We start from the raw sequence: 22,349 nt of genomic DNA, 5'->3' as shown, positions 1-22,349 counted from the left end.
GCAGGCCAGGTATTCAGTGGAGATACATCATGGCAACACAAGGAGTGTTCACCCTTCCCGCCAACACCCAGTTCGGCGTCACCGCCTTCGCCAACTCGGCCGGAACCCAGACGGTGAACGTGCAGGTCAACAACGAAACCGTCGCGACCTTCACCGGGCAAAGCACCAACAACGCCATCATCGGCAGCAAGGTGCTCAACTCGGGCGGCGGCGGCAAGGTGCAGATCCTGGTCAGCGTCAATGGCCGCTCTTCGGATCTGGTTTCGGCGCAGGTGATCCTGGCCAACGAGCTGAACTTCGCCCTGGTCGGCTCTGAAGACAGCACCGACAACGACTACAACGACGCCGTCGTGGTGATCAACTGGCCGCTCGGCTAGCGTCGGAAAAGGCGGCGGGGACGCTTAGCCAGTTCCCCGCCGACCGTCATCGACGAGAACCGAGAGTCTTCTCGTACGACATGCGCATGTCGGCCGCCCAACCGTCCAGCACCGCCTTGACATCGTCTCCCGTGATCGGCTGATCGGAATCGTCCAGCGCCTTGCCGGTGCCCTGGCGCACCATCTTCGCCAATACCTTGTTGTCCCCACCGTCGAGCAGCATGGCCTCGGTGGCGATCTGGGTATCCTGGTCGCGAATCCCAACCGCCGTACTCATCCCAGCAGCGATCAGCGCGATGGGGATGACCTCGTATGGCCGTAGGCCCTGGGTATGGCTGGAAACTGCAGTGATCGCCGGTTTCAGCACCAGGATACCCGGGCCGGGGGCGCTGGCCAGCGGCAGGCTCTTGCCCAGCTCACGGCGCAATGCCTGATCGTAGTAGGTCGTGATGTCCGCAAGCGTCTTCGCGGAAACCTTGTCGTTCGGTTTCGGGACCGGATAGAACCTGCTGGGCTCGATGTAGATCCGCTGGTAGCGCCGCACGTCCGCCTGCGGGTCTACCCAGCGCAGGAGCGGCGCTCCGGAAGGCGCGGTGGCAGGCGCCAGCGTCGAATAGTCACCGATGAAGCCCGAGTAGTTTTCCGGCTTGACCTGACCATTGGAACAACCCACCAGCGCCGCCAGCAGCGCGCAGGAAACGGCAACTCGAAGTCGTTTCATTAAGAGCCTCGAACAGGGAAAGGAATGTCGCCGAACAATGGAAAACGCTCAGTCGAGAGCGAGTCGCTCAGAATATAGGCAGAAGTTGCAAAAACGGAAATCGCTTGCCGACGCTATATTCGGAATTGCTCCGCAACTCTCGAAGAGCGAATACCTTTTCATTTCAGAACTGTTATGAGTGCGCAGGAAAACCCAGCTCCGGAATATTGAGAAGTCCTAACCGCGGGAGCCGCAGTTCATCTGCGCCTCTTCGTACAGCGACGGCCCGCAGGCGCGTCGCCCCCGCGTCTGTCCAGGACAGGCCTGCGCTTTCCCGCCCGAACGCTACCGAACTTCCGGGCATATAAAGTTGCGCTGGACAGCGGCTTCGAATTCTACCCGAGCGCCTGCGGAAAACGATCCACTCCCAAACAGAATCGAAGAACTTGGAGAGAATCGCCACAACCCAAGGAAGATGCTTCGACGAACGTTCCGACATCGGCATGCCCCGGCCTGTTGCCAGAAAACAGGCCGGTATCGCTCAGGCGGACGGCTCGTCTCCCAGCAACTCCCGGGCGATCCTCAGGATCGGCTCGCGTCGCTTCATAGCTTCCCGTGACAGGTACTGGTGCGCCTCGCGCTCGTCCCAGCCATGGCGCTGCATCAGCAACGCCTTGGCCTGGTTGATCCGGGCCTGGCCGGCAATGCGTTCCTGGAGCTGCTCGGTCTTCTGCTTCAGCTTCGCCATTTCCTCGCTGATGCGCCGCGCCGATACCAGCACAGGCAGCACCCGGTGGGCGTCGAGCGGCTGGGTGATCACGCCGTGGCACTCCAGTTCGATGATCTGCGAGAGCACCGCGGGGCTTTCGTACTCCACCAGCGCCACCAGGGTAGTGCGCGGAGTCCCGGCGGCGAGCAGCGCAGCGATCTCGTCGTGGTGGCGATTCTGGAAAATGCTGGTGAAGACCACGTCCACCGGCACGTCGAAAGATTCAGGCGGCGGCCAACACTGGCGTACCGAACAACCGATGCGGATCAGTTGCAAGACCAGGGCGTCGCTGACCTCTCCCGGCGGGTTGAGTACCAGCACCTGCAACTCGCGCAGGCTGCCGAGCAGCGAGTTGGCGCTCATGGGAGCGCTCCCCCGCCCATGCTGGCGGACCAGTCGTCGAGGTTATGCACGACGACATAAGGATCGGGGCGAATCGGTTCGGGCGACTGCCAGCGGACCTGGAACACGCCGTGCGCATCGATTTCCGCGATGCGCGAAGACAGGCGGCTGTGGTTGTTCTGGCGCTCCACCCGGACCGGCCCCTGCGGCGCGTCGATGCAAATGTCGTACAGGTGCCGCTGCACGTCTTCCACTCGCCAACTGCCTGCGGTCTGCGCGGCGCGGCCAAGCAGCAAGGTCTGCCAGTAGGCCGCCTCGGCCCAGGCGGTGATGGTCGCGTTTTCCGGGAAGAAGCCATGGCAGGCCTGGACGAAGGCGCGGCTGGCGGCCGTATCGATGCTGGAGAAGTACGGCGCGACCACCACCTGCCCCTCCGCCACGTCGCTCTCCATCTTCACCACCTCCGCCTCGCTGGTGGTCAGGCTGGCGATCGGCGGCCGCCTGCCATCGCCGTAGCGACGGGCGATGGCGCGATACAGCTCGGCGGTGCCGGTGCCCACCACGGTGGAGAAGACCACGTCGGCGCGCGCCTGGTAGATGCGCTCGACGGCGCGCTGCAAGTCGTCGTCGGAGGGATACAGCGGAATGTAGATTTCCTCGAGCACCGTGCCGCCGTGCTGGCGGTACAGGTGGCGCATCACATGGTTGCTTTCCCGCGGATAGATGTAGTCCGAGCCGATGAACACCACCCGCTCGCCGTAGTGACGGATCAGGTACGCCGCCAGCGGCGCACTGTTCTGGTTCGGCGCCGGACCGCCGTAGACGATGTTCGGCGAATACTCGAAGCCCTCGTAGGGGGTCGGGTAGCAGAGCAGCGCGTCGGCGCGCTCGACCACCGGCATCACCGCCTTGCGCGTATGCGACATGTAGCAGCCCACGAGGAACCGTACCCCCCGGTTGCGAATGAAGTCCTCGGCGCACAGCCGATAGCGGTCCGGATCGCCGCCGGGGTCCTGGGACAGCGTTTCGATCGGGCGACCGCCGACGCCGCCCTCGCGGTTCAGTTGCTCGACCGCGAGCAATGCGCCATAGCGCTGCGAGCGCTCGATATCGGCGGTGACGCCGGTTTCGGAGAACAGCAGGCCGATCAGCGGCCGCTCCTGGTGCGATCCCATCCGTTTCCTCTCCTGTGACTGTCGCTCAGCGCCGCACGAAGCGAACCCGCTCGTGCTCCAGGCTCGCCAGGTAGGTCGTGCAGTTCCCGTCGCCCGGCTGGTGGTGGTCGAGCAGATGCTCGGCCAGCGGTACCTCGAGATGATGACGGACGCTGCGGCGCAACGCACGGGCGCCGAACTGCCGGTCGAAGCCGGCGCGGGCGATCTTCGCCAGCACCTCCGGGGTCGCCTCCAGGCGGCAGCGATGCTTCTCCAGGCGCCGGTTGAGCCGCTGCACCTCCAACTCGACCAGGCGCGCGACGACGTTGCGTTCGATCCAGTTGAAGGTGACCACGCTATCGAGACGATTGACGAACTCCGGCGAGAAGGTCTTCAGCAGCCGGGCCCGGACCATCCCGTCGATGTCCCGCCGCCGGCGTTCGCCGCCGACCGGCAGCAGGCGCCAGGGCAGGCGCTGGCGACGCTCGTCGTAGCGCTGGATCTCATGGGCGCAGAGATTGCTGGTCATGAACACCAGGGTGTTGCGGAAATGGTAGGTGCGTTCACCGGAAGCGACCCGCAGCAGGCCGTTGTCGAGCACGTTGAGCAACGCATGGACCACTTCCGGGCTGGCCTTCTCCAGCTCGTCGAAGAGAACGATGCCGGGGCGCCCGGGACTGCCGTCCAGCTTGTCCTGCTCCAGCAGGGTGGTGCCCTCCTTCGCCCCGACGTAGCCCGGCGGCGCACCGGTGAGGGCGGCGGCATAGTGCTCCTGGGACAGGGTGTTCATGTCCACCCGGCAGAACCCCTCGGCGTCGCCGTGCAGGGCCCTGGCCAGGGCGCGCACGATCTCGGTCTTGCCGACCCCGGTGGGGCCGAGGAACAGCGCGCTGAACAGCGGACGGCGCGGGTCGGCGATGTCCGCGCGAACCACCTTGAGCATGTCCTCGACGGCCTGTAGCGCCGGTTCCTGGCCGAGTACCTCGGCGCGCAGGCAGTCCATCACCGCCGCCGGGTCGAAACGGAAGCGGCTGTGCAGGGCGCTGCGGTGACTCAGGTGGGCCTGGAGCAGACTTGCCTCGGCGAGATTCTCCCGCGCCAGGGCCTGTTCCTCGTCCTGCTGCCGGCGGGACTGGTCGAGCATGTCGCTCAGAAAAGGCATGGATGAAACTCCTTCTGCCACAGGGGGAAATGGCGGAGACGGCGTGCCGCGCGACGGCACGCCGGGCTGGCGGCGTCTGCCGTCAGGCCTCCTTCTCCAGTCCCTCGTAGGGCAGCCGACCGACCGGGCATTGCGCCACGCCGGTGGTCGAACGGGTCAGTCGCTCGACATTGTCGCGCGCCTTCTCGGCGTCGGTGACCCAGGTGCGGTAGAACTCGAACGGACACTCCGCCAGGCCCCGGTCGCCATCGCCGGACGCCTGCAAGCCGCTGTAGCCGCGGTGGAGGATCTTGAACAGGTGGTTCTGCGACTGATCGTTGGCGCGCGCATCGCGGATCTGCGAGAGCGACAGCTGGGCGTACTGGATACCCATTTCCTCCTCGCCGCACTCACCCAGGGTACGACCGTCGAAGCCGATGATCGCCGAGTGGCCGAAGTAGGAATACACGCCGTCGAAGCCGGCGGCGTTGGCCACCGCCACATAGCAGTTGTTGGCCCAGGCCATGGCCTTGGCCATCATCACCTGCTGGTCCTTGGCCGGGTACATGTAGCCCTGGCAGCGCACGATCAGCTCGGCGCCCTTCATCGCGCAGTCGCGCCAGATTTCCGGGTAGTTGCCGTCGTCGCAGATGATCAGGCTGATCTTCATGCCCTTCGGCCCTTCGCTGACGTAGGTCTGGCCACCGGGATACCAGCCCTCGATGGGGCACCAGGGAATGATCTTGCGGTACTTCTGGACGATCTCGCCGTTGTTGTCGATCAGCACCAGGGTGTTGTACGGCGCCTTGCGCGGATGCTCCTCGTGCCGTTCGCCGGTGAGGGAGAATACGCCCCAGACATTGGCCTTGCGGCAGGCGCGGGAGAATATCTCGGTTTCTTCGCCGGGGATCGCCACCGCGGTTTCCATCATCTCCGCCGGATCGTACATGATGCCCTGCAGGCTGTACTCGGGGAACACCACCAGGTCCATGCCGGGCAGGCCCTGCTTCATGCCGACGATCATGTCGGCGATCTTCCGGGCGTTGTCCAGGACCTCCGCCGCGGTGTGCAGGCGCGGCATCTTGTAGTTGACCACCGCCACTCCGACGGTGTCCTTGCTGCTGGAAATATCGCCGTGACGCATGGATATCACCTCTTGTTGTTATTTTTTCGGGACGAAAAAAGGCCCTCCCGGGTAACCCCGGGAGAGCCCATTTGCTCTGTACGTATGCGTTAGGTTCGGTCCCGCGACATCGACGCTGATGCGCATGACCTGATGGCGGACATATAAGCCCCGCCGGAAAGGGCTGTCAAGAGCTGTGAGCGCTATGCAATCGACCACGGACGCCGCCATGGGCGACGAACGGTACGCCTACGAAGGTTCCGCGACGCCCCGGCGACAGTTCCTTTTTTCTGCAATTTCCCCCCCGTCCTGTGAAAACGGCAGCCGACGGCAGAGTGGAAATACCGCCGCCGCCGATCACTCGAACGCAATAACCTTTCGCATGAAGTCTAATCGCGAAATGTCAATTCCCTGGAGCTTGCAGGCCCCAATGGCGTGGGCTAATCCGAAATACATCACAGGATGTTGATCACCGACGGTGAGGAAAATGATTTCCAGCTTGCTATCCCGCGCACTGTTCGATCCGAAGCTGGCCCATGCCCTGGCGTCGGCGCCCGAGGATGCCATTCGCTCGGCAGAGCACGAAATCTCTTCGGACGATCTGCAATTTCTCTCATCCATCGATAGCGCACTGCTCGCCCGCGCAGCCGAGCGTCTCGAGCACCTGCTAAAGCCCGATTCACCCAACCGGAGTCCTTCGACACGAACGTTGAAGGACTTCGTCTATCTGGTCAGCCAGCAAAAAGGAGCGACGAACATGCTAGAGGATCTGGTGGCACTACTCGACCAGCAGCAACAACAAGGAGGAGCGCAGGCACTGAAGAACCTTGCGTCTCTACTTGACCAACAACAGCAGCAGAAAGGCCGGCAGCTCCTTCAGGACCTGGCCGCCGTCCTCGACCAGCAGCAACAGCAGGGAGGCCGCAACCTGCCGAACCTGGCCGCGCTGCTCGACCAGCAGCAACAGCAGAAGGGCCGGCAGTTCCTCCAGGACCTGGCGGCGGTCCTCGACCAGCAGCAACAGCAGGGAAGCCGCAACCTGCAGGACCTCGTCGCGCTGCTCGACCAGCAGCAACAGCAGGGAAGCCGCAACCTGCAAGACCTCGTCGCGCTGCTCGACCAGCAGCAACAGCAAGGAGGCCGCAACCTGCAGGACCTCGCCGCGTTGCTCGACCAGCAGCAACAGCAGAAAGGCCGCAACCTGGCCGCGCTACTCGACCAGCAACAACAGCAGAAGGGCCGGCAGTTCCTCCAGGACCTGGCCGCTGTCCTCGACCAGCAACAACAGCAGGGAAGTCGCAACCTGCAGGACCTCGTCGCACTGCTCGACCAGCAACAACAGCAAGGAGGCCGCAACCTGCAGGACCTCGCCGCGCTGCTCGACCAGCAGCAACAGCAGAAGGGCCGGCAGTTCCTCCAGGGCCTGGCCGCTATCCTCGACCAGCAGCAACAGCAGGGAGGCCGCAACCTGCAGGACCTCGCCGCGCTGCTCGACCAGCAACAACAGCAGAAGGGCCGACAGCTCCTCCAGGACCTGGCCGCGGTCCTCGACCAACAGCAACAGCAGGGAGGCCGCAACCTGCAGGACCTCGCCGCGTTGCTCGACCAGCAGCAACAGCAGAAAGGTCGACAGTTCCTCCAAGGCTTGGCCGCTATCCTTGACCAACAACAGCAACAGGGAAGCAAACAACTAGCCAATCTGAAGGGTGAGTCTCAATGAGTCCGGGCACCGACCGCCCCTGGAACTCGGCATTCCAGCCCGACAGGGGGCTCGGGGCTTTCCACTCGCTGCGCAAGGCCATCCTTGCGCAGCGTACCCAGCTGGGTCTCGATGCCCTGAAACAATGCGACGAAGTGCTGAGGACGGCACAGGAGCCTGGCCTCCCCGAGCCGCTGCTCAATCTCCGGGAGGGGGAAGGAGGATCTACGCTCGTCTTCGATGATCCCGTCTATTCGATCTGGCTGCGTTTTTTCCTCCGCGCATCGGCCAACAGGCGCACGGAAGAACTCATCCGCCATATATCGAAACTTCCCTCGGTACTGCAGGACGTCGAGCGTCGACTCACAGGCAAGGCCAACCTCTACGTCCCCGGCAGCGCGATCGCACTCCAGCGCGAGGATCTACATCCCTATGTCATGAAAGCGACACCGCCAACCTATGATTTCAGTCGTGCCCCCTCCTCCTCCGGAGAAGAAGGACGCACCATCGGCCATCCGTTGAGAATGCAAGCCGGCCTTCTCGGCAGCGCCCTGAAGAACATCGAAACGGCCTGGCCCGAATTGCATGCGCAGATCGAGGAGTGCGTGCGCATCTTCGGCTACCTTCCGGATGCGGCATTTCGCAGTTGCTCGGCGGCGCGCTACTCCGGAATCGTCTACCTGGGCAACATGGATGAATCACTTCTCGATCTTGAAGAGTCGATCGTCCATGAAACCGGACATCAGGTTCTTTACCAACTTGGAGAAATGACCAGGCTGACCCTCCCGCAGACACCGCTCGAGGCCAACTACGTGCTGCCGTGGTCCGGCTCGCGTCGTGATCTCTTCGGCTTCCTGCATGCCCATTACATCTACGCCCTACTGGTCAAGTACTACTGGCGCCGAGCAAACCTGGATGGACGGGAAGCGGCCGAATGCCGGGGCCGCGCGTTACTGATCCTGTCCGGCTGCCTGAAGGCGACCCCCATGCTGCAAGGAGACGCCAACCTGACGGAACAGGGAAGAATCATCGTCGAGCGGCTTGCCGAAGAACTCGCCGAACTGGATGGCGAAATTCGCGGACGGGTCCGGCACGAGCGGGAGAAAGCGAATGCAGAAGCGACAGGTTGAAACGGATGAGCCAGCCACCCTGCGGATCAGCGGCAACGCCCTGCATCTCTCGGACGGCGTGGGAGTAACGCTGCTCGACGATCAGATCGTCCTCGAGAACCGCGCCACTGGCGCCAGCAAAGCCTTTTCCAGGGAGGCGATACCGCTGCTGGATCTGTTCATGGACTGGATCGAACCCGACGATTTCGTCAGCCGGGCCTTCGAGCAGGGAGGCGAGGCGGAGTCTGTCAACAGAGCCATCGGCGTTCTGCACGATCTGCTGGAACTCGATGTGCTGACGGTGCGCGCCGAGGATCTGAGGGGAACCCGCCTGCGCGCCCCTGGTGCGGGCTGGGGCGACGCCATGCGCTTCCTGCTCGCAACACGGACGAGCAGGGAGACGATCTTCGCCCCACCCGCGGAGTTCAATGCCGCCCTGGCCGAGAAGGCAGCCGTCACGCGTCAGGCATCCGCCTTCATGGAATATCCGGCGGCACCGTTCAGTCCATTGAGCGAACCACGCATGACGGCCTCCAGAGGAGAACCCTCGTTCCCGAAAACCATGCTGAACAGGAGGACGGCTCGCCGATACGCGGACCATCCCCTCACCGAAGCCCAGTTGTCCAGCCTGCTCAAGTTCGCCTGGGGCATGATCAAGAGCGTACCCAACCCTCTCGGCGACGTGTTCGTCCGCAAGACCTCGCCGAGCGGCGGCTCGTTACATCCGGTCGAAGTCTATCCGATCGTCCTCAACGTCGACGGCATCGAGAGAGGGATCTACCACTATTCCGTTCGCCGCCACGGCCTGGAGCGCCTGTGGACGGGGGATGCACACGAGTGGATCGCCAAGGCCTGCGGAGACCAGGAATGGGTTCGGGAAGCCGCCGTCATCTTTCTCTGCTCCGCGTTCCTTCCGCGCACGGCCTGGAAATACGACTTTTCGCGCGTCGCCCGGGCCGTGATGGCCGAGATCGGCTTCAGCGGGCAATCGCTTCTGCTCACCGCGTCATGGCTAGGCCTTGGCGCCTTCACCACCATTGCCCTGCGCGATGAACTGTTCGAGGACCTGCTCGGCTTCGACCCTCTGCGCGAACCGGTATTCGCCGTCTTCGGAGTCGGTGCCCTGGAACCGGACATCGTCGACCATTCGCGTCCTCGAACGGAAAACCAGGACGAAGCGGGCGCCCTGTAGAAGATGGACATCGTGCATTCCCATGGACACGACCCGGGCGTACTCGATCCCCGGACCGATCGCCTGTTCGTCGTCGCGCTCAGCCAAAGCCCAGCCAAGGTCATGCTGCGCGCGGCGGATGGCGCGCACCTGGAAATAGCGCTGCCGGCAAGCGGAGCTCCGGACAGACCGGCCGGGACGCGCTGCTACATGAATCTGGAACGCACGGTGGTGGAGCTTCGCGAACGCTTGAAGCCGCGTGATTGCGGCGCGGCGGTGATCGATCGGGTCAACGCCTATATCTCTCCGCCAGGATGCGGAGCGCCGCTGCATTTCGACATTCGTACCGTATGGATCGTGCAACTGTTCGGCTGCAAGACCTGGAGGCTGGGCGACAAGCCCGCGGTGGAACAGCCAAGCCACAACTGCGTCCTGCCCAATGGCGAGCGCCACGTCATCTACGACGGGCGGGAGCTCGAGGCGCCGACGCGGATGCGAACCTATAACCTGTTTCCGGGCGACTGGCTTCTGGTGCCAAAGGGCGTATGGCACGAAACGACAACGACCGCAGGCTCCGTGTCGGCCACCCTCGCGGCGCCGGAAGGCAGCTAGCCGACGCCTGCTGGGAGGATGTCCTCACCGGGTCGTCATCGGCAGACGCGTCACACCGTGCTCGGTGGTCACCGGACCGCTCGCCACGAAACCGAACCTCTGGTAGACCGGCACAGCCCCCAGCGCCGCGCTGACAGTGAAGACACCCGAATATCCCGCCTCGAGACAAGCCTCGCGCGCACGTGCCCAGAGGGCACGCGCCAGCCCCTGGCCCTGGGCCTCTTCCGCGACGAATAGCATGAGCAGATGATGGTCGTCGCGAGTGGCGACGACGCCAAGCATATTCCCCCGCTCCTCGGCGACGAAATAGCGGCAGGTTCCACGCATACCCTCCAGGATTCGCGGAGTGCCAAGGGCTCGCTGAAGGAAACGCCGCCCCTGTGGAGGGAAATCACGGGCAACATGCTCGCGAGTCAGCCGGCGTACGAACGCGCCGATCATCTCTGCGTCCTCCACCCGGGCCAGGCGAATATTCACCCGATTGGCAGACATGCCCGCCCTCCCGTCGGTCGTCGGCAAACCATGTTTCCACAGTATTGCCCAGGCGACGCCGGCCTGCCATGCCGGCAGGCCGGACAGCGCAGGCATGGCGCCTGGAGGGAGGCAAGGTAAAGAAAGAAGGTGGCGTCCCCGACAGGAATCGAACCTGTACCGACCCCTTAGGAGGGGGCCGTTCTATCCATTAAACTACGAGGACGAATCGCGCCGGTGCTTTTTGCCATGCCGGCTTTCGACAGAAAGACCATCTCCATCGGAGTCCAGCGGCGCAATGCACGATGCGCTGACGGGGCGGCATGTTAACGGCAGAGAAAGCGTTTGTCATGCCACTGCCACCAAGGCTGCGCATAATTTTCCGCAACCCTGGAGGTGCAGCATGAACCAGACCGTCGCCATTCCCGCCGCACAGGACCTGCCGGACGCCCCGCGCCAGCCGCGGATACCGGACTCCCCCTTCGCCAGCTTCGATGTGCGGATCGCCAGCGAGCACGACGCGCCGCGCCTGTCGTTGCTGCTACAGCAACTCGGTAGCGCCGATCCGCGCCCGGACCCGGCGTTGCTGGCCATCCAGCTGCAACGACCGCGCGGCGACCGGGTCACCCTGGTGGCCGAGCGCGGCGAGCGCCTGCTCGGCACCTGCACCCTGCATCTGATCGAACACCTGGCGCACGATTTCGCCCGCTCGGCAATTCTCGAAGACATGGTGGTCGACCGCCACGCCCGCGGCCAGGGCGTAGGCCGCGAACTGATCGGCCGGGCCGTGGAGCGAGCGCGCAGTTGGGGCTGCTACAAACTGGCGCTTTCCAGCCACCAGGACCGGGAAACCGCGCAGCGCTTCTATGCCGCGCTGGGATTCACCAGCCACGGCGTAAGCCTGGCGCTGCATCTGGGCTGACCTCATCATGCATTTTGCAATCGGCAAAATGCCAATCCTTGCAAAGTGCATGTCAGAGAGCCCCATACACATATATAGACCATTGATTTAAAAGGATTTTTTATAGGAAAAAGTTGGCACAACCGCTGCTACAAGACCCTCAGGATCAAACCTTGGCCATCTGCCTGGCAAAGCTACGAAATGGAGGTGAACATGAGCAGCTCACGCAACCTGGTCGGCACCGGACTTCTTTCCCTGCTGGCTCTCGTAGTCTTCCAGAACAGCGCACTGGGCGACGAGGACAGGACGCAGGAACGCCACGGCGAAAGGCCGGTAGTGCTGGACAGCAACGCAACGCCGCAGTGGGCACCCGCTGCGCAGCGACTGGTGATCCAGGTGCCCGAAGAATCCCCGCGCATCGTCACCGTAGGCGAGGACGAGCGCGGCACGGCGCTGGTGACCGCGGCCGACGAACAGGCCTGGACATTCTGACGAAGCAAGCGCCGGGAGACCGGCATCCAACGACGCTACACCGCCGCACAGGTCCCCGGGATGCTGGCGGGCGGAAGGGAGAAAGAACATGTGGATCCTGGCTTTGCCGCTGACCGCCCTGGCCCTTTCGGTCGGCGTCTACGGGCTGCTCTGGCTGATAGAGCGCGGAGGAGAAGAATATCCAGCGAGGCTTCCGCTGAGCGACAAGGGCGCCACGGAACCTCGGCGCCACTGAGCCGGCACAAGGAACAGCGAGCCCGACGGAGAGGGCTCCGGGAGTGAAACCATGTCACGATCCGCCGTCATTCTTCTGTTCGTGGTGATCGCCAGCGCGATCCTGGCGCTGAGCCTGCCGCCCGACGCCACCCTCCTCGCCTGGTGCGCCTGGGGACTGCTGGGTATATCCGGCGCCTGGCTGCTGTTTGCGCTGGTGGTAGGTCGGCGAATCCGCTTCGATCCCAGCCTGGACTGATTTCACCCACAACGCCTTGCCGGGCGCTACAGCGTCGCTCACAGCGGCAGGCACATGCCGTCGTGTGCCAGTTCCACCCCCTCGGGCAACGCAGCGGGGTGGTCCAGCAGCCAGGCGTCCAGCGTATGCCCGACGTGAGTCAACACGGCCCGCCGGGGACGCAGCGATTCGATGCACTCCAATGCCCGCGTCAGGTCGTTGTGGTTGCGCGGCGGCCGCTCCTGCGGCGGCATCGAGCAGTCCAGCACCAGCAGGTCCAGCGGCGCCGCGAGCAATCGCGAGGCGCTGTCCGCCGGCAGCCCGACGGTATCGGTGAGGTAGGCCAGACGCCGTATCGTTCCCTCCTCGGAAGCCCCCTCCAGCAAGTAGCCGAAGGTTGGCTTCGAGTGGACCAGCGGCAACGCGGTCGCCGCCAGCGCGCCCCACTGGCGCCGCTCGAAGGCGCCGAAGGGCTGGCTGAAATCGAGGATGCCCGGATGCTTGTAGAGGTCGGCGAGGCCCTCCGGGTCGGCCGGGCCGTGCACCGGGATCACCAGACCCTGGCCCCAGCGCAGGTGCAGCAGGCCCTGGGCGTGGTCGGCGTGGTAATGGGTCTGGAGGATGCCATCGAGGCTATGGGGCGGGAAGCGCTCGCAGAGATCGACCAGGCCGCTGTCGATCAGCCAGCGCTGGCCGGCGCACTCCAGCAGCGCGCTACAGGGACGGCGACGCAGGCCGGCGTCGGCGCGGGCGTTGCGACAGGCCGGGCAATCGCAACCGTAGACCGGCACCTGGCGGGCGTCGCCGGTGCCGAGCAGGGTCAGGCGCATGCGCGGTCGCTGCCGAGACGGGCCAGGAGGCTGCGTAGCGTGTCGTCGAGGTCACCAGAGTTGTCCAGTTGGAACAGCGGGCCCTCCAGGCCGGCGGCGAACTCGGCGTTACGCGCCAGGCGCGCCTCGATTTCCTCGGGGCTTTCCCGGCCGCGCGCCAGCAGGCGCTGGCGCAGCACCTCGGGTTTCACCCCGAGCAGGACCGCGAGCAGATCCGGATAGCGCCGGCGGGCCTGCGCCAGGTAGCCGCGCGAGCCGTTCACCAGCACGTCGTAGCCCTGCGCCAGCCACTCGTCGATCTGCACCGGAATGCCATAGCAAAGGCCGTTGGCGCGCCAGCTCATGGCGAACGCCGAGGCCCGCTCGAGGGTGTCGAACTGCGCCGGGGTCACCGCCTGGGCGTCCTCCCCCACCGCTTCCGCGGAGCGCGTGATCACCCGCCGCACGATACGGCAGCCGCGCAGCGCCAGGGGCTCGCGCGCGGCCTGCAACAGGCTGTCCTTGCCCGAGCCGGAAGGCCCCATCAGATAAATCAGTCTGCCTGTCATCAGAACACTCTCTGCCCGCCGCGCCAGACCTGGCGCACCACCGGCTGGTTGTTGCCGAGCGCCCGCGCCTGCAGCAGATCGGCGCGCAGGCCGACGCGGATTTCGCCACGATCGGTCAGCCCGGCGGCCAGCGCCGGGGTACGGCTGACCATCGCCACCGCGCGCGGCAGGTCGTAGCGGATCGCATCATACTCGCTGTGCTCGCCGGCGAGCAGCAAGGCCGCATGCAGCAGGCTGGCCGGATAGTAGTCGCTGGAAAGGATATCCAGCACGCCGATTCCCGCCAGTTGCGCCGCCGCCACGTTGCCCGAGTGGGAACCGCCGCGGACCACGTTGGGCGCGCCCATCAGCACCTGCAGGCCGTGCTCGTGGCTGGCCCTGGCGGCCTCCACGGTGGTCGGGAACTCGGCGATGGCCATGCCGTAGCCGGCCGACTCGCGGACATGCGCGAGGGTCGCGTCGTCATGGCTGGCCACCGACAGGCCGCGTCCCTGGCAGACATCGACGATGGCCGCACGGGCGGCGTCGCTGTAGCGCTCGGAGTTGGCTACCTGCTCGACGATGAAGGCGTCCATCTCGGCATCGCTCAGGTGGTACTTGCCCTGGTAGTACTCGCGGTACTTCTCCAGCCTGGCGAACTGGCGCTGGCCGGGGGCGTGGTCCATCACCGAGACCAGTTGCACCAGCGGATGCTCGACCAGTTCGCGGAACACCTCCAGCGTCTGCGGATGGCTGACCTCGCAACGCAGGTGCAGGCGATGGTCGGCGCGCGCGTCGCCGCTGGCGGCGGCCTCGCCGATGGCCTCGAGCATCTTCGGCAACTGCTGCATGCGCTTGCCCTTGGGGTTGACGTCGCCGATGGACAGCGCGTCGAACACCGTGGTGATCCCCGCGGCGACGATCTGCGCGTCGTGCGCCAGCACCGCCGAGGCCGACGGCCAGTCGACGCCGGGACGCGGGGTCATGTGCTTCTCCAGGTTGTCGGTGTGCAGCTCGACCAGACCGGGCAGCAGGTAGTCGCCCCCCAGGTCCTCTGCCCCGGCCAGGTGGCTGCGGCCTTCGTCGACCGCGGCGATCAGGCCGTCGCGCAGCAGCACGCTGCCGACGAAGACCCGCTCGGCGCTGACTACCCGGGCATTGCTGAGAACGCGTTCAGACGACATGGGCTTGCTCCTGGCGGGAAAGCTCCTGGCTCATGTCCAGGTAGCGGCTGGCCACCGCCTCGCGGGCGGCGCGGTCGTGGAAGATGCCGATCAACGCGGCGCCGGCGGCCTTGGCTTCGCCGATCAGTTCCAGCACTACCTGGCGGTTGGCTTCGTCGAGGGACGCGGTCGGCTCGTCGAGCAGCAGGATCGGCCACTCGACCATGAAGCCGCGGGCAATGTTGACGCGTTGCTGCTCGCCGCCGGAAAAGGTACCCGGCGCCAGTTGCCAGAGGCGTTCCGGGATGTTCAGCCGGGCCAGCAGGCTGCGCGCCCGCAGTTCGGCGCTGTCGCGGCTCCAGCCACGGGCCAGGGCCGGCTCCATGACCACGTCGAGGGTCGCCACCCGCGGGATCACCCGCAGGAACTGGCTGACGTAGCCGAGGGTCTGGCGACGCACGGCGAGCACCTCGCGAGGCTCGGCGCCGACCAGTTCCAGCCAGTCGCCGGCGTGGCGCAGGCGGATGCTGCCGCCGGCCGGCAGGTAGTTGCCGTAGAGCGTGCGCAGCAGGGTGCTCTTGCCGGCGCCGGAGCGTCCGTGGAGCACCAGGCATTCGCCGCCGGCGACATTGAAGTTGAGCCCGCGCAGCACATTGAGCACTACGCCCTGTTGCTGGTGCAGGGTGAAGGTCTTGCTGAGGTCGCGGACCTCGATCAGGTTGTTCATCGCTACTTCTCCGGGCGCCCGTCGCGCGGACCGGCGCCGACGCTTCGGCTCAGGGTTGCAGGACCGACGACACCAGCAATTGCGTGTACGGATGCTGCGGGTCGTCGAGAATCTGGTCGGTGAGACCGGCTTCCACCACCCGCGAACGGCGCATGACCATCAGGCGGTCGGCGAGCAGGCGCGCCACCGCCAGGTCGTGGGTGACGATCACCACCGCCAGGTCCAGCTCGCGCACCAGGCCGCGCAGCAGGTCGAGCAGGCGCGCCTGCACCGACACGTCGAGGCCGCCGGTGGGTTCGTCCATGAACACCAGGCGTGGCGCCGAGACCAGGTTGCGGGCGATCTGCAGGCGCTGCTGCATGCCGCCGGAAAAGGTTCGCGGCAGGTCGTCGATGCGCAGCGGATCGATCTCCACCTGTTCCAGCCAGTCCAACCCGGCCTGGCGCAGCCGACCGTAGTGGCGCACGCCCTGGGCCATCAGCCGTTCGCCGATGTTGGCGCCGGCGGACACGCCCATGCGCAGGCCGTCGCGCGGGTTCTGCTCGACGAAGCCCCACTCGGTGCGCAGCAGGGTGCGCCGCTCGGCTTCGCTGGCGGCGTAGAGGTCCAGCCAGCGGTCGCCGTCGTCGCGGTAGGCGACCGTGCCGGCGTCCGGCGGGCAGCGCCCGGAGAGCAGCGAGAGCAGGGTCGACTTGCCCGAGCCGGACTCGCCGACGATACCCAGCACTTCACCGGGGTAGAGATCGAAGTCGACCTCCTGGCAGCCCTTTTCCGGCCCGTACAGGCGGGTCAGGCCGCGCACCGAGAGCAGCGGCCGGTCGCGTGCGTCGAGGCTCGCATCGATGGATTCGCAGACCGCGTTCATTGCGCGTCCTCCCCTTCTTCCTGGCGGGCACGCCGCTGCGTGCAGTAATCGGTGTCGGAACAGACGAAGCGCTTGCCGCCACGGTCGTCGACGATCAGTTCGTCCAGGTAGGACTCGTGGCTGCCGCAGAAGGCGCAGCTTTCCTCCCAGCGCTGGACCTCGAAGGGGTGGTCCTCGAAATCCAGGCTCGCCACCCGGGTGAACGGCGGCACCGCGTACAGGCGCTTCTCGCGACCGGCGCCGAACAGCATCAGCGCCGGGTTCATGTCCAGCTTGGGGTTGTCGAACTTGGGAATCGGCGAGGGATCCATCACGTAGCGCTCGTCCACCGTCACCGGATAGGCATAGCTGGTGGCGATGTGGCCGAAGGTGGCGATGTCCTCGTAGAGCTTCACGTGCATCACCCCGTAGTCGTTGAGCGCATGCATGGTCCGGGTCTCCGCCTCGGAAGGCTCGATGAAGCGCAGCGGCTCGGGGATCGGCACCTGGTAGACCATGATCTGCTCGCCGCTCAGGGCGGTTTCCGGTATCCGGTGGCGGGTCTGGATCACCGTCGCCTCCGGGGTCCGTTCGGTGGTGGCGACCCCGGCGGTGCGGGCGAAGAAACGCCGGATGGATACCGCGTTGGTGGTGTCGTCGGCGCCCTGGTCGATCACCTTGAGCACATCGTCGGCACCGAGGATGGCCGCGGTCACCTGCATGCCGCCGGTGCCCCAGCCGTAGGGCAGCGGCATCTCGCGGCCGCCGAAGGGCACCTGGTAGCCGGGGATCGCCACCGCCTTGAGCAGGCCGCGGCGGATCATGCGCTTGGTCTGCTCGTCGAGGTAGGCGAAGTTGTAGCCCTGCTCCGGCGCGGCGCTGGCTTGCGGGGAAAGGCTCATGCGCGCTTCTCCTGGACAGTGGGTTGCGCGGATTCGGCGACGCCGGGACGACGCAGCTTGCGAATCAGCTCCAGCTCGGACTGGAAATCGACGTAGTGCGGCAGCTTCAGGTGCGAGACGAAGCCACCGGCCTCGACGTTGTCGCAGTGCATCAGGACGAACTCTTCCTGCTGCGCCGGCGACACCACCTCCTCGCCGTATTCCTCGGCGCGCAGTGCGCGGTCGACCAGGGCCATGCCCATCGCCTTGCGCTCGGCGTAGCCGAAGGCCAGGCCGTAGCCACGGGTGAATTGCGGCAGCTCCTCGCGGGAACCGACGAACTGGTTGACCATCTCGCACTCGGTGACCTCGATCTCGCCCACCGGCACCGCGAAGCCGAGTTCCTCGGGCTCCAGCCAGACCTCGCAGGCGCCGATGCGGATTTCCCCGGCAAACGGATGGTTGCGGCCGTAGCCGCGCTGGGTCGAATAGCCCAGGGCGAGAAGGAAGCCCTCGTCGCCGCGGGCCAGGGCCTGCAGGCGCTGGGCGCGGCCGGTGGGGAAGTCGAGCGGCTCGCGGGTGATATCCGGCACCGCGCCGGGCAGTTCGTACTCCGGCGTCATCAGGCCTTCCCGGTCGAGCAGGCCGAGCACGCGCGGACAAGGCTCCAGGGACGCGCCCCGCTCCACTTCGGGGCCGGGGTAGTCGCCCTCGGCGAGCAGGCTGAAGTCGAGCAGGCGATGGGTATAGTCGAAGGTCGGACCGAGCAGTTGCCCGCCCGGCAGGTCCTTGTAGGTCGCCGAGATCCGCCGTTGCAGGCGCATCCCGGCGGTATCCAGCGGCAGGCTGGCGGCGAAGCGCGGCAGCGTGGTGCGGTAGGCGCGGAGGAGGAAGATCGCTTCCATCAGGTCGCCGGCCGCCTGCTTGATCGCCAGTGCCGCCAGTTGCTCGTCGTACAGCGAACCTTCGGTCATCACCCGCGACACGGCCAGTGGCATCTGCTGGCGGATCTGCTCCACCGACAGCTCCGGCAGCGCGGTATCGCCGCGGCGCTTGCGCGCCAGCAGGCGATGGGCGTTGTCGATGGCCTTCTCGCCACCCTTGACGGCTACGTACATCAGGCCACCTCCTCGACGGGTTCGCTGACCCGGGTACTGCGTGGCAGGCCGAGGATGCGCTCGCCGGCGGCGAAGAAGGCATCCAGGCCCCTGGGGAATTCGGTGCGTGCGGCGCGCTGCGCCCAGAACCCGGCACTCACCGGCAACGCCACCTGGCGCACCTCGGCGATACCCGGTCCGCGCCACTCCAGCGAGTCGCCGCCATCGAGGCCGGCGAGCTGGATCAGCAGGGTGCAGGACTGGTCCGGATAACGGTCGCTGCCGCTGTCGAAGCCGCTCAGGTCGTCCAGCTCGCCTTCGTCGAGCAAGGCGAACAGCGCCTGCTCGCGCTCGGCGACGATCGGGCAGCCGCAATGGAAGGCCAGGTTGGCGCGCAACGTCGGGCTGTCGAGACCCGGCGCCAGCCACAGCGGGGTGTCGGAGTCGAGGAAGCTCAGGCACAGCGCGTAGCTGGCCGGTTGCAACGCGGCCAGCGCCGGTGCGCGGTCGAGGTTGCGTACCAGCCCCGGTTCGGCGAGGGCCTTGAGCGCCGCGCGGAAACTCCGCTGGGCGTCCAGGACCGGGTCCTGGAACGCCGGTTGCAATAGCGCGGCGGTATCCGCCGGGCTGGGAAGCGAAGCGCTGGTCATCAATCTTCTCCTCGGACCAGGGTGAAGAACTCCACCTTGGTAGTGGCGATTTCCGCCTCCTGGGCGGCACGGCGCTCGGCCTGGGTGCGGGCCAGCGGTTCGATCAGGCGCGCCTGCCAGGCCGCCGCATCGGCGCCCTGCAGGTGCGCGTCGGCCAGGGCGGCCAGTTCGGCGTGGCGCTTGTCGCGCCCGGCGACATAGCTGTAGCCGGTACGTCCGTCAGCGAGGCGGACCACGCAGCGGGTCACGGTCATCTCGCCGAGGTTGAACGGGCTGCCGGTGCCACCCATGCGTCCGCGCACCAGGGTCATGCCGGTCTCGGCGGCGCGCAGCAGGTGATAGTCGGCATCGCGCAGGGCGTCCGCATGGGCGTCCAGCTCCTCGCGACGGGCGCGGGCGAGCACGCCCATCCAGCGCTGTCGTGCGGCGATGGTGGGATCGGAATGCAAGGCAGTCATGGGCTTCTCCTAGGGGGCGACCTGGTACTGGAAGCGATCGGCGCGGCTGATCGACTGGGCCAGTTCCACCGGTTGGCCGGTACGGTCGCGGGACAGGGTGAGGACGGTGAGCAACGGCGCGTGCCGGGGCATCAGCAGGCGCGCCGCCTCCTCGCGGTTGGGCAGGCGCGCACCGATCAGGCTGTAGGTGCGGGTCAGCGGCAGGCCTTTGTCGGCCAGGTAGCGACGCAGCGAACCGCCCTGGTAGTCGGCGAGCAGCTCGCTGCGGGAAACGGCGTAGCAATGGCGGATCAGGCTCACCGGCTGGCCGTCGAGGTAACGCAGGGTGGTCAGTTCCAGCACCCGCCCGCCCTCGCCGATCCCCAGGTGGGTGGCCTCGGCGGCGCCGGCCGGACGCTGGCGCGCCTCCAGCAGCCGAGCCTCGACCCGGTGGCCCTGGGCCGAGAGCGACTCGGTGTAGGCGTTGGCGGCGCCCATCGGGTAGATCGTCGGCGCCTCCAGGACCTGGGTGCCCTTGCCCTGGCGCCGCAGCACGCGGCCTTCGAGCACCAGTTCGTCGAGCGCCCGGCGCAGGGTATGGCGGTTCACCGCGAAGCGCTGGGCCAGCTGGATCTCGCCGGGCAGGTAGTCGCCGGGACGGTAGGCCAGCAGTTCCTGGCGCAGCCGTTCGGCCAGTTCGCGGTACAGCGGTTCGCTTTGTCTAGACAAGTGCATGGTTTGGAAAGGGCGCACCAGGCGCCCTCCTCGCGTCGTCAGATGAACAGCTTGCGCAGGCGTTGTGACAGAACGTCGATCAGGCTCACCACCACGATGATGACGATCAGCACGGCGCAGGTCTGGCCGAACTGGAAGCCGCGGATGGCCTCCCAGAGGATCACGCCGATGCCGCCGGCGCCGACCATCCCGACCACGGTGGCGGAACGCACGTTGGACTCGAAGCGGTACAGCGAATAGGAGATCCACAGCGGCAGGACCTGCGGGATGACCCCGAAGATGACCTCCTGCAGGGCGCTGGCACCGGTGGCGCGGACGCCTTCGACCGGACCGGGGTCGATCGCCTCGACCGCCTCGGCGAAGAGCTTGGCGAGCACCCCGGTGGTGCTGATGAACAGCGCCAGCACGCCGGCGAACGGGCCCAGGCCGACGGCGACCACGAAGAGCATGGCGAAGACCATCTCGTTGATCGAACGGCAGGCATCCATCACCCGCCGCACCGGCTGGTAGACCCACCAGGGCACGATGTTCTCGGAGGCCAGGATCGACAGCGGGATGGCGCAGACGATGGCCAGCACCGTGCCCCAGAGGGCGATCTGCACGGTGACCAGCATCTCGCTGAGGTAGAGCTTCCAGTTGCCGAAGTCCGGCGGGAAGAAGTCGGCGGCGAAGGTCGCCATGTTGCCGGCGTCGCGGAACAGCACGGCCGGGTTCATTTCCGCGCCCTTCCAGGACCAGGCGAGGATGGCGAGGAACAGGCCCCAGCCGACCAGGCGTCCCCAGGATGGCTTGCCGGTGGCGGCCGCCGCGGCGGTGGTGCTCAGAGTGCTCATATCGGGAATCTCGACAGCGGTATTGGCGAATCGGGTGGGGCGCGGCGCCGGCCGCGCCCGGGGTGGATCAGCCGGCGTTGGCGGCGGTCTTCTGCTCGCGCTCGGCCATGCGTTTCTCCAGCTTGGCCAGCTCCTCGTCGAGGGCCTTCAGCTTGGCGGCCTTCTCCTCGGCGCCGAGGTTGGCGTTGTTCGCCACGTCGGTGCGCTGCTTGAACAGCTCGAGCTGGCGGATCGGCAGCAACTGGTCGTCGTCGGAGGGCTGGAACTTCGACCATTGCAGGTCGGCGAGGACCTTCTTCTGCTCGGCGTTGGCGCCGTACTTGAAGAAGAAGTCGCGCAGCTTGTTCTTCTGCTCGTCGCTCAGGTTGTTGCGCCACACCAGCGGGTCGCCCGGGATCAGCGGCGACTTCCAGATCACCTTGAGCTGCCTGGCCTTCTCCGGCTGGGTCAGTTCCAGGCGCTCCATGCCCTCGGTATTGAAGGTGGCGACGTCGACCTGCTTGTTGGCCACCGCCAGGGCGTTGACCTCATGGCTGGAGTTGAGGGTGCGCTTGAAGGCCTTGACCGGATCGACGTTGTTCTTGGCGAACACGTAGTAGCCGGGCACCAGGTAGCCGGACGTGGAGTTCGGATCGCCGTTGCCGAAGGTCAGGCTCTTGGCGTTCGCCAGCATGTCCTCGACGCTGTCGATCTTGCTGTCCTTGTTGGCGATCAGCAGGCTCCAGTAGCCCGGCGCGCCGCTGGCGGCGACGGTCTGGGCGAAGATCTCGCCGTGGGCGCGATCCACCGCTTCCATGGCGGCCTTGTTGCCGTACCAGGCGATGTCGACCTTGTCGAAACGCATGCCCTGGATGATCCCGGCGTAGTCGGGGGCGAAGAAGGCCTTCACCTGGTAGCCGGTCTGCTGGCTCATGTCCTTGAGGAAGGGCTCCCAGATGCTCTTGAGGTTCTGCGACGACTCGGTGGAGATGATCCCGAAATTGATCACCGGCTGGTCGGCGTGCGCCATCCCGGCAAGGGAGCCGGCGAGCAGGGCGGAAGCCGCGAGCACACGACTGAAGCGTTTCAACATGGAGAGAACTCCTGGGCAGGGTTTGGCGGGTTTTTATGCGG

General features: G+C 66.1%; 27 protein-coding genes and 1 tRNA gene. 9 read left to right on the top strand and 19 right to left on the bottom strand.

Going from position 1 to position 22,349, the window contains the following annotated elements:
- The first annotated feature begins 29 nt into the window (after window positions 1–29).
- Window positions 30–377: a fucose-binding lectin II gene (locus AC4OR5_RS14420; RefSeq protein WP_003138256.1), complete on the top strand. Its 348-nt coding sequence runs from the start codon at window positions 30–32 to the stop codon at window positions 375–377.
- Between the two features lie 46 nt (window positions 378–423).
- On the opposite strand, the gene AC4OR5_RS14415 is transcribed toward AC4OR5_RS14420, so the two are convergent.
- The 5 genes from AC4OR5_RS14415 to AC4OR5_RS14395 form a co-directional block, all read right to left on the bottom strand.
- On the bottom strand, window positions 424–1,098 hold the full coding sequence (locus tag AC4OR5_RS14415; protein ID WP_003091746.1) for a DUF3313 domain-containing protein: 675 nt from the start codon (window positions 1,096–1,098) through the stop codon (window positions 424–426).
- A gap of 520 nt (window positions 1,099–1,618) precedes the next feature.
- Window positions 1,619–2,209 carry a transcriptional antitermination factor AmiR gene (amiR, locus tag AC4OR5_RS14410; RefSeq protein ID WP_058160053.1) on the bottom strand — a complete coding sequence of 197 codons (591 nt, stop codon included), beginning with the start codon at window positions 2,207–2,209 and terminating at the stop codon, window positions 1,619–1,621.
- The gene (gene amiC / locus AC4OR5_RS14405; RefSeq protein WP_058160054.1) at window positions 2,206–3,363 is read right to left on the bottom strand and encodes an aliphatic amidase expression-regulating protein AmiC; all 1,158 of its coding nucleotides are present in this window, start codon (window positions 3,361–3,363) and stop codon (window positions 2,206–2,208) included. Before amiC ends, amiR begins: the two co-directional genes overlap by 4 nt.
- A gap of 25 nt (window positions 3,364–3,388) precedes the next feature.
- Complete coding sequence (locus tag AC4OR5_RS14400) at window positions 3,389–4,504, bottom strand: AAA family ATPase (protein WP_003091753.1); 1,116 nt, start codon at window positions 4,502–4,504, stop codon at window positions 3,389–3,391.
- Window positions 4,505–4,586: 82 nt separating this feature from the next.
- On the bottom strand, window positions 4,587–5,627 hold the full coding sequence (locus tag AC4OR5_RS14395) for an aliphatic amidase (RefSeq protein WP_058160055.1): 1,041 nt from the start codon (window positions 5,625–5,627) through the stop codon (window positions 4,587–4,589).
- A gap of 466 nt (window positions 5,628–6,093) precedes the next feature.
- Here AC4OR5_RS14395 and AC4OR5_RS14390 point away from each other — a divergent pair, with 466 nt between their 5' ends.
- From AC4OR5_RS14390 to AC4OR5_RS14375, 4 genes are read left to right on the top strand one after another with little or no spacing between them, the layout of a single operon-like run.
- Complete coding sequence (locus tag AC4OR5_RS14390; protein WP_153549467.1) at window positions 6,094–7,326, top strand: hypothetical protein; 1,233 nt, start codon at window positions 6,094–6,096, stop codon at window positions 7,324–7,326.
- Window positions 7,323–8,435 carry an aKG-HExxH-type peptide beta-hydroxylase gene (locus tag AC4OR5_RS14385; RefSeq protein ID WP_003130268.1) on the top strand — a complete coding sequence of 371 codons (1,113 nt, stop codon included), beginning with the start codon at window positions 7,323–7,325 and terminating at the stop codon, window positions 8,433–8,435. Before AC4OR5_RS14390 ends, AC4OR5_RS14385 begins: the two co-directional genes overlap by 4 nt.
- Window positions 8,416–9,606 (top strand): SagB/ThcOx family dehydrogenase, encoded by a 1,191-nt coding sequence (locus AC4OR5_RS14380; protein ID WP_003130266.1) that lies wholly within the window; start codon window positions 8,416–8,418, stop codon window positions 9,604–9,606. Before AC4OR5_RS14385 ends, AC4OR5_RS14380 begins: the two co-directional genes overlap by 20 nt.
- 3 nt (window positions 9,607–9,609) lie before the next feature.
- Window positions 9,610–10,197: a JmjC domain-containing protein gene (locus AC4OR5_RS14375; RefSeq protein WP_003130264.1), complete on the top strand. Its 588-nt coding sequence runs from the start codon at window positions 9,610–9,612 to the stop codon at window positions 10,195–10,197.
- Window positions 10,198–10,221: 24 nt separating this feature from the next.
- Here the strand turns inward: AC4OR5_RS14375 and AC4OR5_RS14370 are convergent, their stop codons facing one another.
- A complete protein-coding gene (locus tag AC4OR5_RS14370; RefSeq protein ID WP_023100893.1) occupies window positions 10,222–10,689 on the bottom strand; it encodes a GNAT family N-acetyltransferase in 468 nt (155 codons plus the stop codon).
- Between the two features lie 130 nt (window positions 10,690–10,819).
- Window positions 10,820–10,894, bottom strand: a tRNA-Arg gene (locus AC4OR5_RS14365).
- Between the two features lie 177 nt (window positions 10,895–11,071).
- Here AC4OR5_RS14365 and AC4OR5_RS14360 point away from each other — a divergent pair.
- The 4 genes from AC4OR5_RS14360 to AC4OR5_RS14345 all read left to right on the top strand — a co-directional run bounded on the left by AC4OR5_RS14360 (window position 11,072) and on the right by AC4OR5_RS14345 (window position 12,533).
- Window positions 11,072–11,590 (top strand): GNAT family N-acetyltransferase, encoded by a 519-nt coding sequence (locus AC4OR5_RS14360; protein WP_003091762.1) that lies wholly within the window; start codon window positions 11,072–11,074, stop codon window positions 11,588–11,590.
- A 192-nt stretch (window positions 11,591–11,782) separates the two neighbouring features.
- Window positions 11,783–12,061 (top strand): hypothetical protein, encoded by a 279-nt coding sequence (locus AC4OR5_RS14355; RefSeq protein ID WP_058160065.1) that lies wholly within the window; start codon window positions 11,783–11,785, stop codon window positions 12,059–12,061.
- Between the two features lie 88 nt (window positions 12,062–12,149).
- Complete coding sequence (locus AC4OR5_RS14350; protein ID WP_003130258.1) at window positions 12,150–12,296, top strand: hypothetical protein; 147 nt, start codon at window positions 12,150–12,152, stop codon at window positions 12,294–12,296.
- A gap of 51 nt (window positions 12,297–12,347) precedes the next feature.
- Window positions 12,348–12,533 (top strand): PA3371 family protein, encoded by a 186-nt coding sequence (locus tag AC4OR5_RS14345; protein WP_003091768.1) that lies wholly within the window; start codon window positions 12,348–12,350, stop codon window positions 12,531–12,533.
- A gap of 38 nt (window positions 12,534–12,571) precedes the next feature.
- Here AC4OR5_RS14345 and phnP read toward each other — a convergent pair whose 3' ends face one another.
- From phnP to phnD, 12 genes are all read right to left on the bottom strand, one after another.
- Window positions 12,572–13,342 (bottom strand): phosphonate metabolism protein PhnP, encoded by a 771-nt coding sequence (gene phnP, locus AC4OR5_RS14340; RefSeq protein ID WP_023105107.1) that lies wholly within the window; start codon window positions 13,340–13,342, stop codon window positions 12,572–12,574.
- Window positions 13,333–13,890, bottom strand: a complete 558-nt coding sequence (gene phnN, locus AC4OR5_RS14335; RefSeq protein WP_003109293.1) for a phosphonate metabolism protein/1,5-bisphosphokinase (PRPP-forming) PhnN — start codon at window positions 13,888–13,890, stop codon at window positions 13,333–13,335. The genes phnP and phnN overlap by 10 nt, the downstream gene beginning before the upstream one ends.
- Complete coding sequence (locus AC4OR5_RS14330; RefSeq protein WP_003091776.1) at window positions 13,890–15,053, bottom strand: alpha-D-ribose 1-methylphosphonate 5-triphosphate diphosphatase; 1,164 nt, start codon at window positions 15,051–15,053, stop codon at window positions 13,890–13,892. The genes phnN and AC4OR5_RS14330 overlap by 1 nt, the downstream gene beginning before the upstream one ends.
- The gene (phnL, locus tag AC4OR5_RS14325) at window positions 15,043–15,759 is read right to left on the bottom strand and encodes a phosphonate C-P lyase system protein PhnL (RefSeq protein WP_003098702.1); all 717 of its coding nucleotides are present in this window, start codon (window positions 15,757–15,759) and stop codon (window positions 15,043–15,045) included. The genes AC4OR5_RS14330 and phnL overlap by 11 nt, the downstream gene beginning before the upstream one ends.
- 49 nt (window positions 15,760–15,808) lie before the next feature.
- A complete protein-coding gene (phnK, locus tag AC4OR5_RS14320) occupies window positions 15,809–16,624 on the bottom strand; it encodes a phosphonate C-P lyase system protein PhnK (RefSeq protein WP_003091781.1) in 816 nt (271 codons plus the stop codon).
- The gene (locus AC4OR5_RS14315) at window positions 16,621–17,505 is read right to left on the bottom strand and encodes an alpha-D-ribose 1-methylphosphonate 5-phosphate C-P-lyase PhnJ (protein WP_003091784.1); all 885 of its coding nucleotides are present in this window, start codon (window positions 17,503–17,505) and stop codon (window positions 16,621–16,623) included. The genes phnK and AC4OR5_RS14315 overlap by 4 nt, the downstream gene beginning before the upstream one ends.
- Entirely contained in the window at window positions 17,502–18,602 is a 1,101-nt protein-coding gene (locus AC4OR5_RS14310) for a carbon-phosphorus lyase complex subunit (RefSeq protein ID WP_003091786.1), read from the bottom strand. Before AC4OR5_RS14310 ends, AC4OR5_RS14315 begins: the two co-directional genes overlap by 4 nt.
- A complete protein-coding gene (gene phnH / locus AC4OR5_RS14305) occupies window positions 18,602–19,231 on the bottom strand; it encodes a phosphonate C-P lyase system protein PhnH (protein WP_003138236.1) in 630 nt (209 codons plus the stop codon). Before phnH ends, AC4OR5_RS14310 begins: the two co-directional genes overlap by 1 nt.
- Window positions 19,231–19,689 carry a phosphonate C-P lyase system protein PhnG gene (gene phnG / locus AC4OR5_RS14300; protein ID WP_003091790.1) on the bottom strand — a complete coding sequence of 153 codons (459 nt, stop codon included), beginning with the start codon at window positions 19,687–19,689 and terminating at the stop codon, window positions 19,231–19,233. Before phnG ends, phnH begins: the two co-directional genes overlap by 1 nt.
- A 9-nt stretch (window positions 19,690–19,698) precedes the next feature.
- On the bottom strand, window positions 19,699–20,421 hold the full coding sequence (gene phnF / locus AC4OR5_RS14295) for a phosphonate metabolism transcriptional regulator PhnF (RefSeq protein WP_003091792.1): 723 nt from the start codon (window positions 20,419–20,421) through the stop codon (window positions 19,699–19,701).
- Window positions 20,422–20,441: 20 nt separating this feature from the next.
- A complete protein-coding gene (gene phnE / locus AC4OR5_RS14290; RefSeq protein ID WP_003091793.1) occupies window positions 20,442–21,236 on the bottom strand; it encodes a phosphonate ABC transporter, permease protein PhnE in 795 nt (264 codons plus the stop codon).
- Window positions 21,237–21,303: 67 nt separating this feature from the next.
- A complete protein-coding gene (gene phnD / locus AC4OR5_RS14285) occupies window positions 21,304–22,308 on the bottom strand; it encodes a phosphonate ABC transporter substrate-binding protein (RefSeq protein WP_003091795.1) in 1,005 nt (334 codons plus the stop codon).
- Between the last annotated feature and the right edge of the window lie 41 nt (window positions 22,309–22,349).

The sequence above is a fragment of the Pseudomonas sp. YA1 genome, assembly GCF_058680555.1.
The sequence above is the reverse complement of the archived record's forward strand: the minus strand, read 5'-3'. Positions and strand labels throughout refer to the sequence as shown.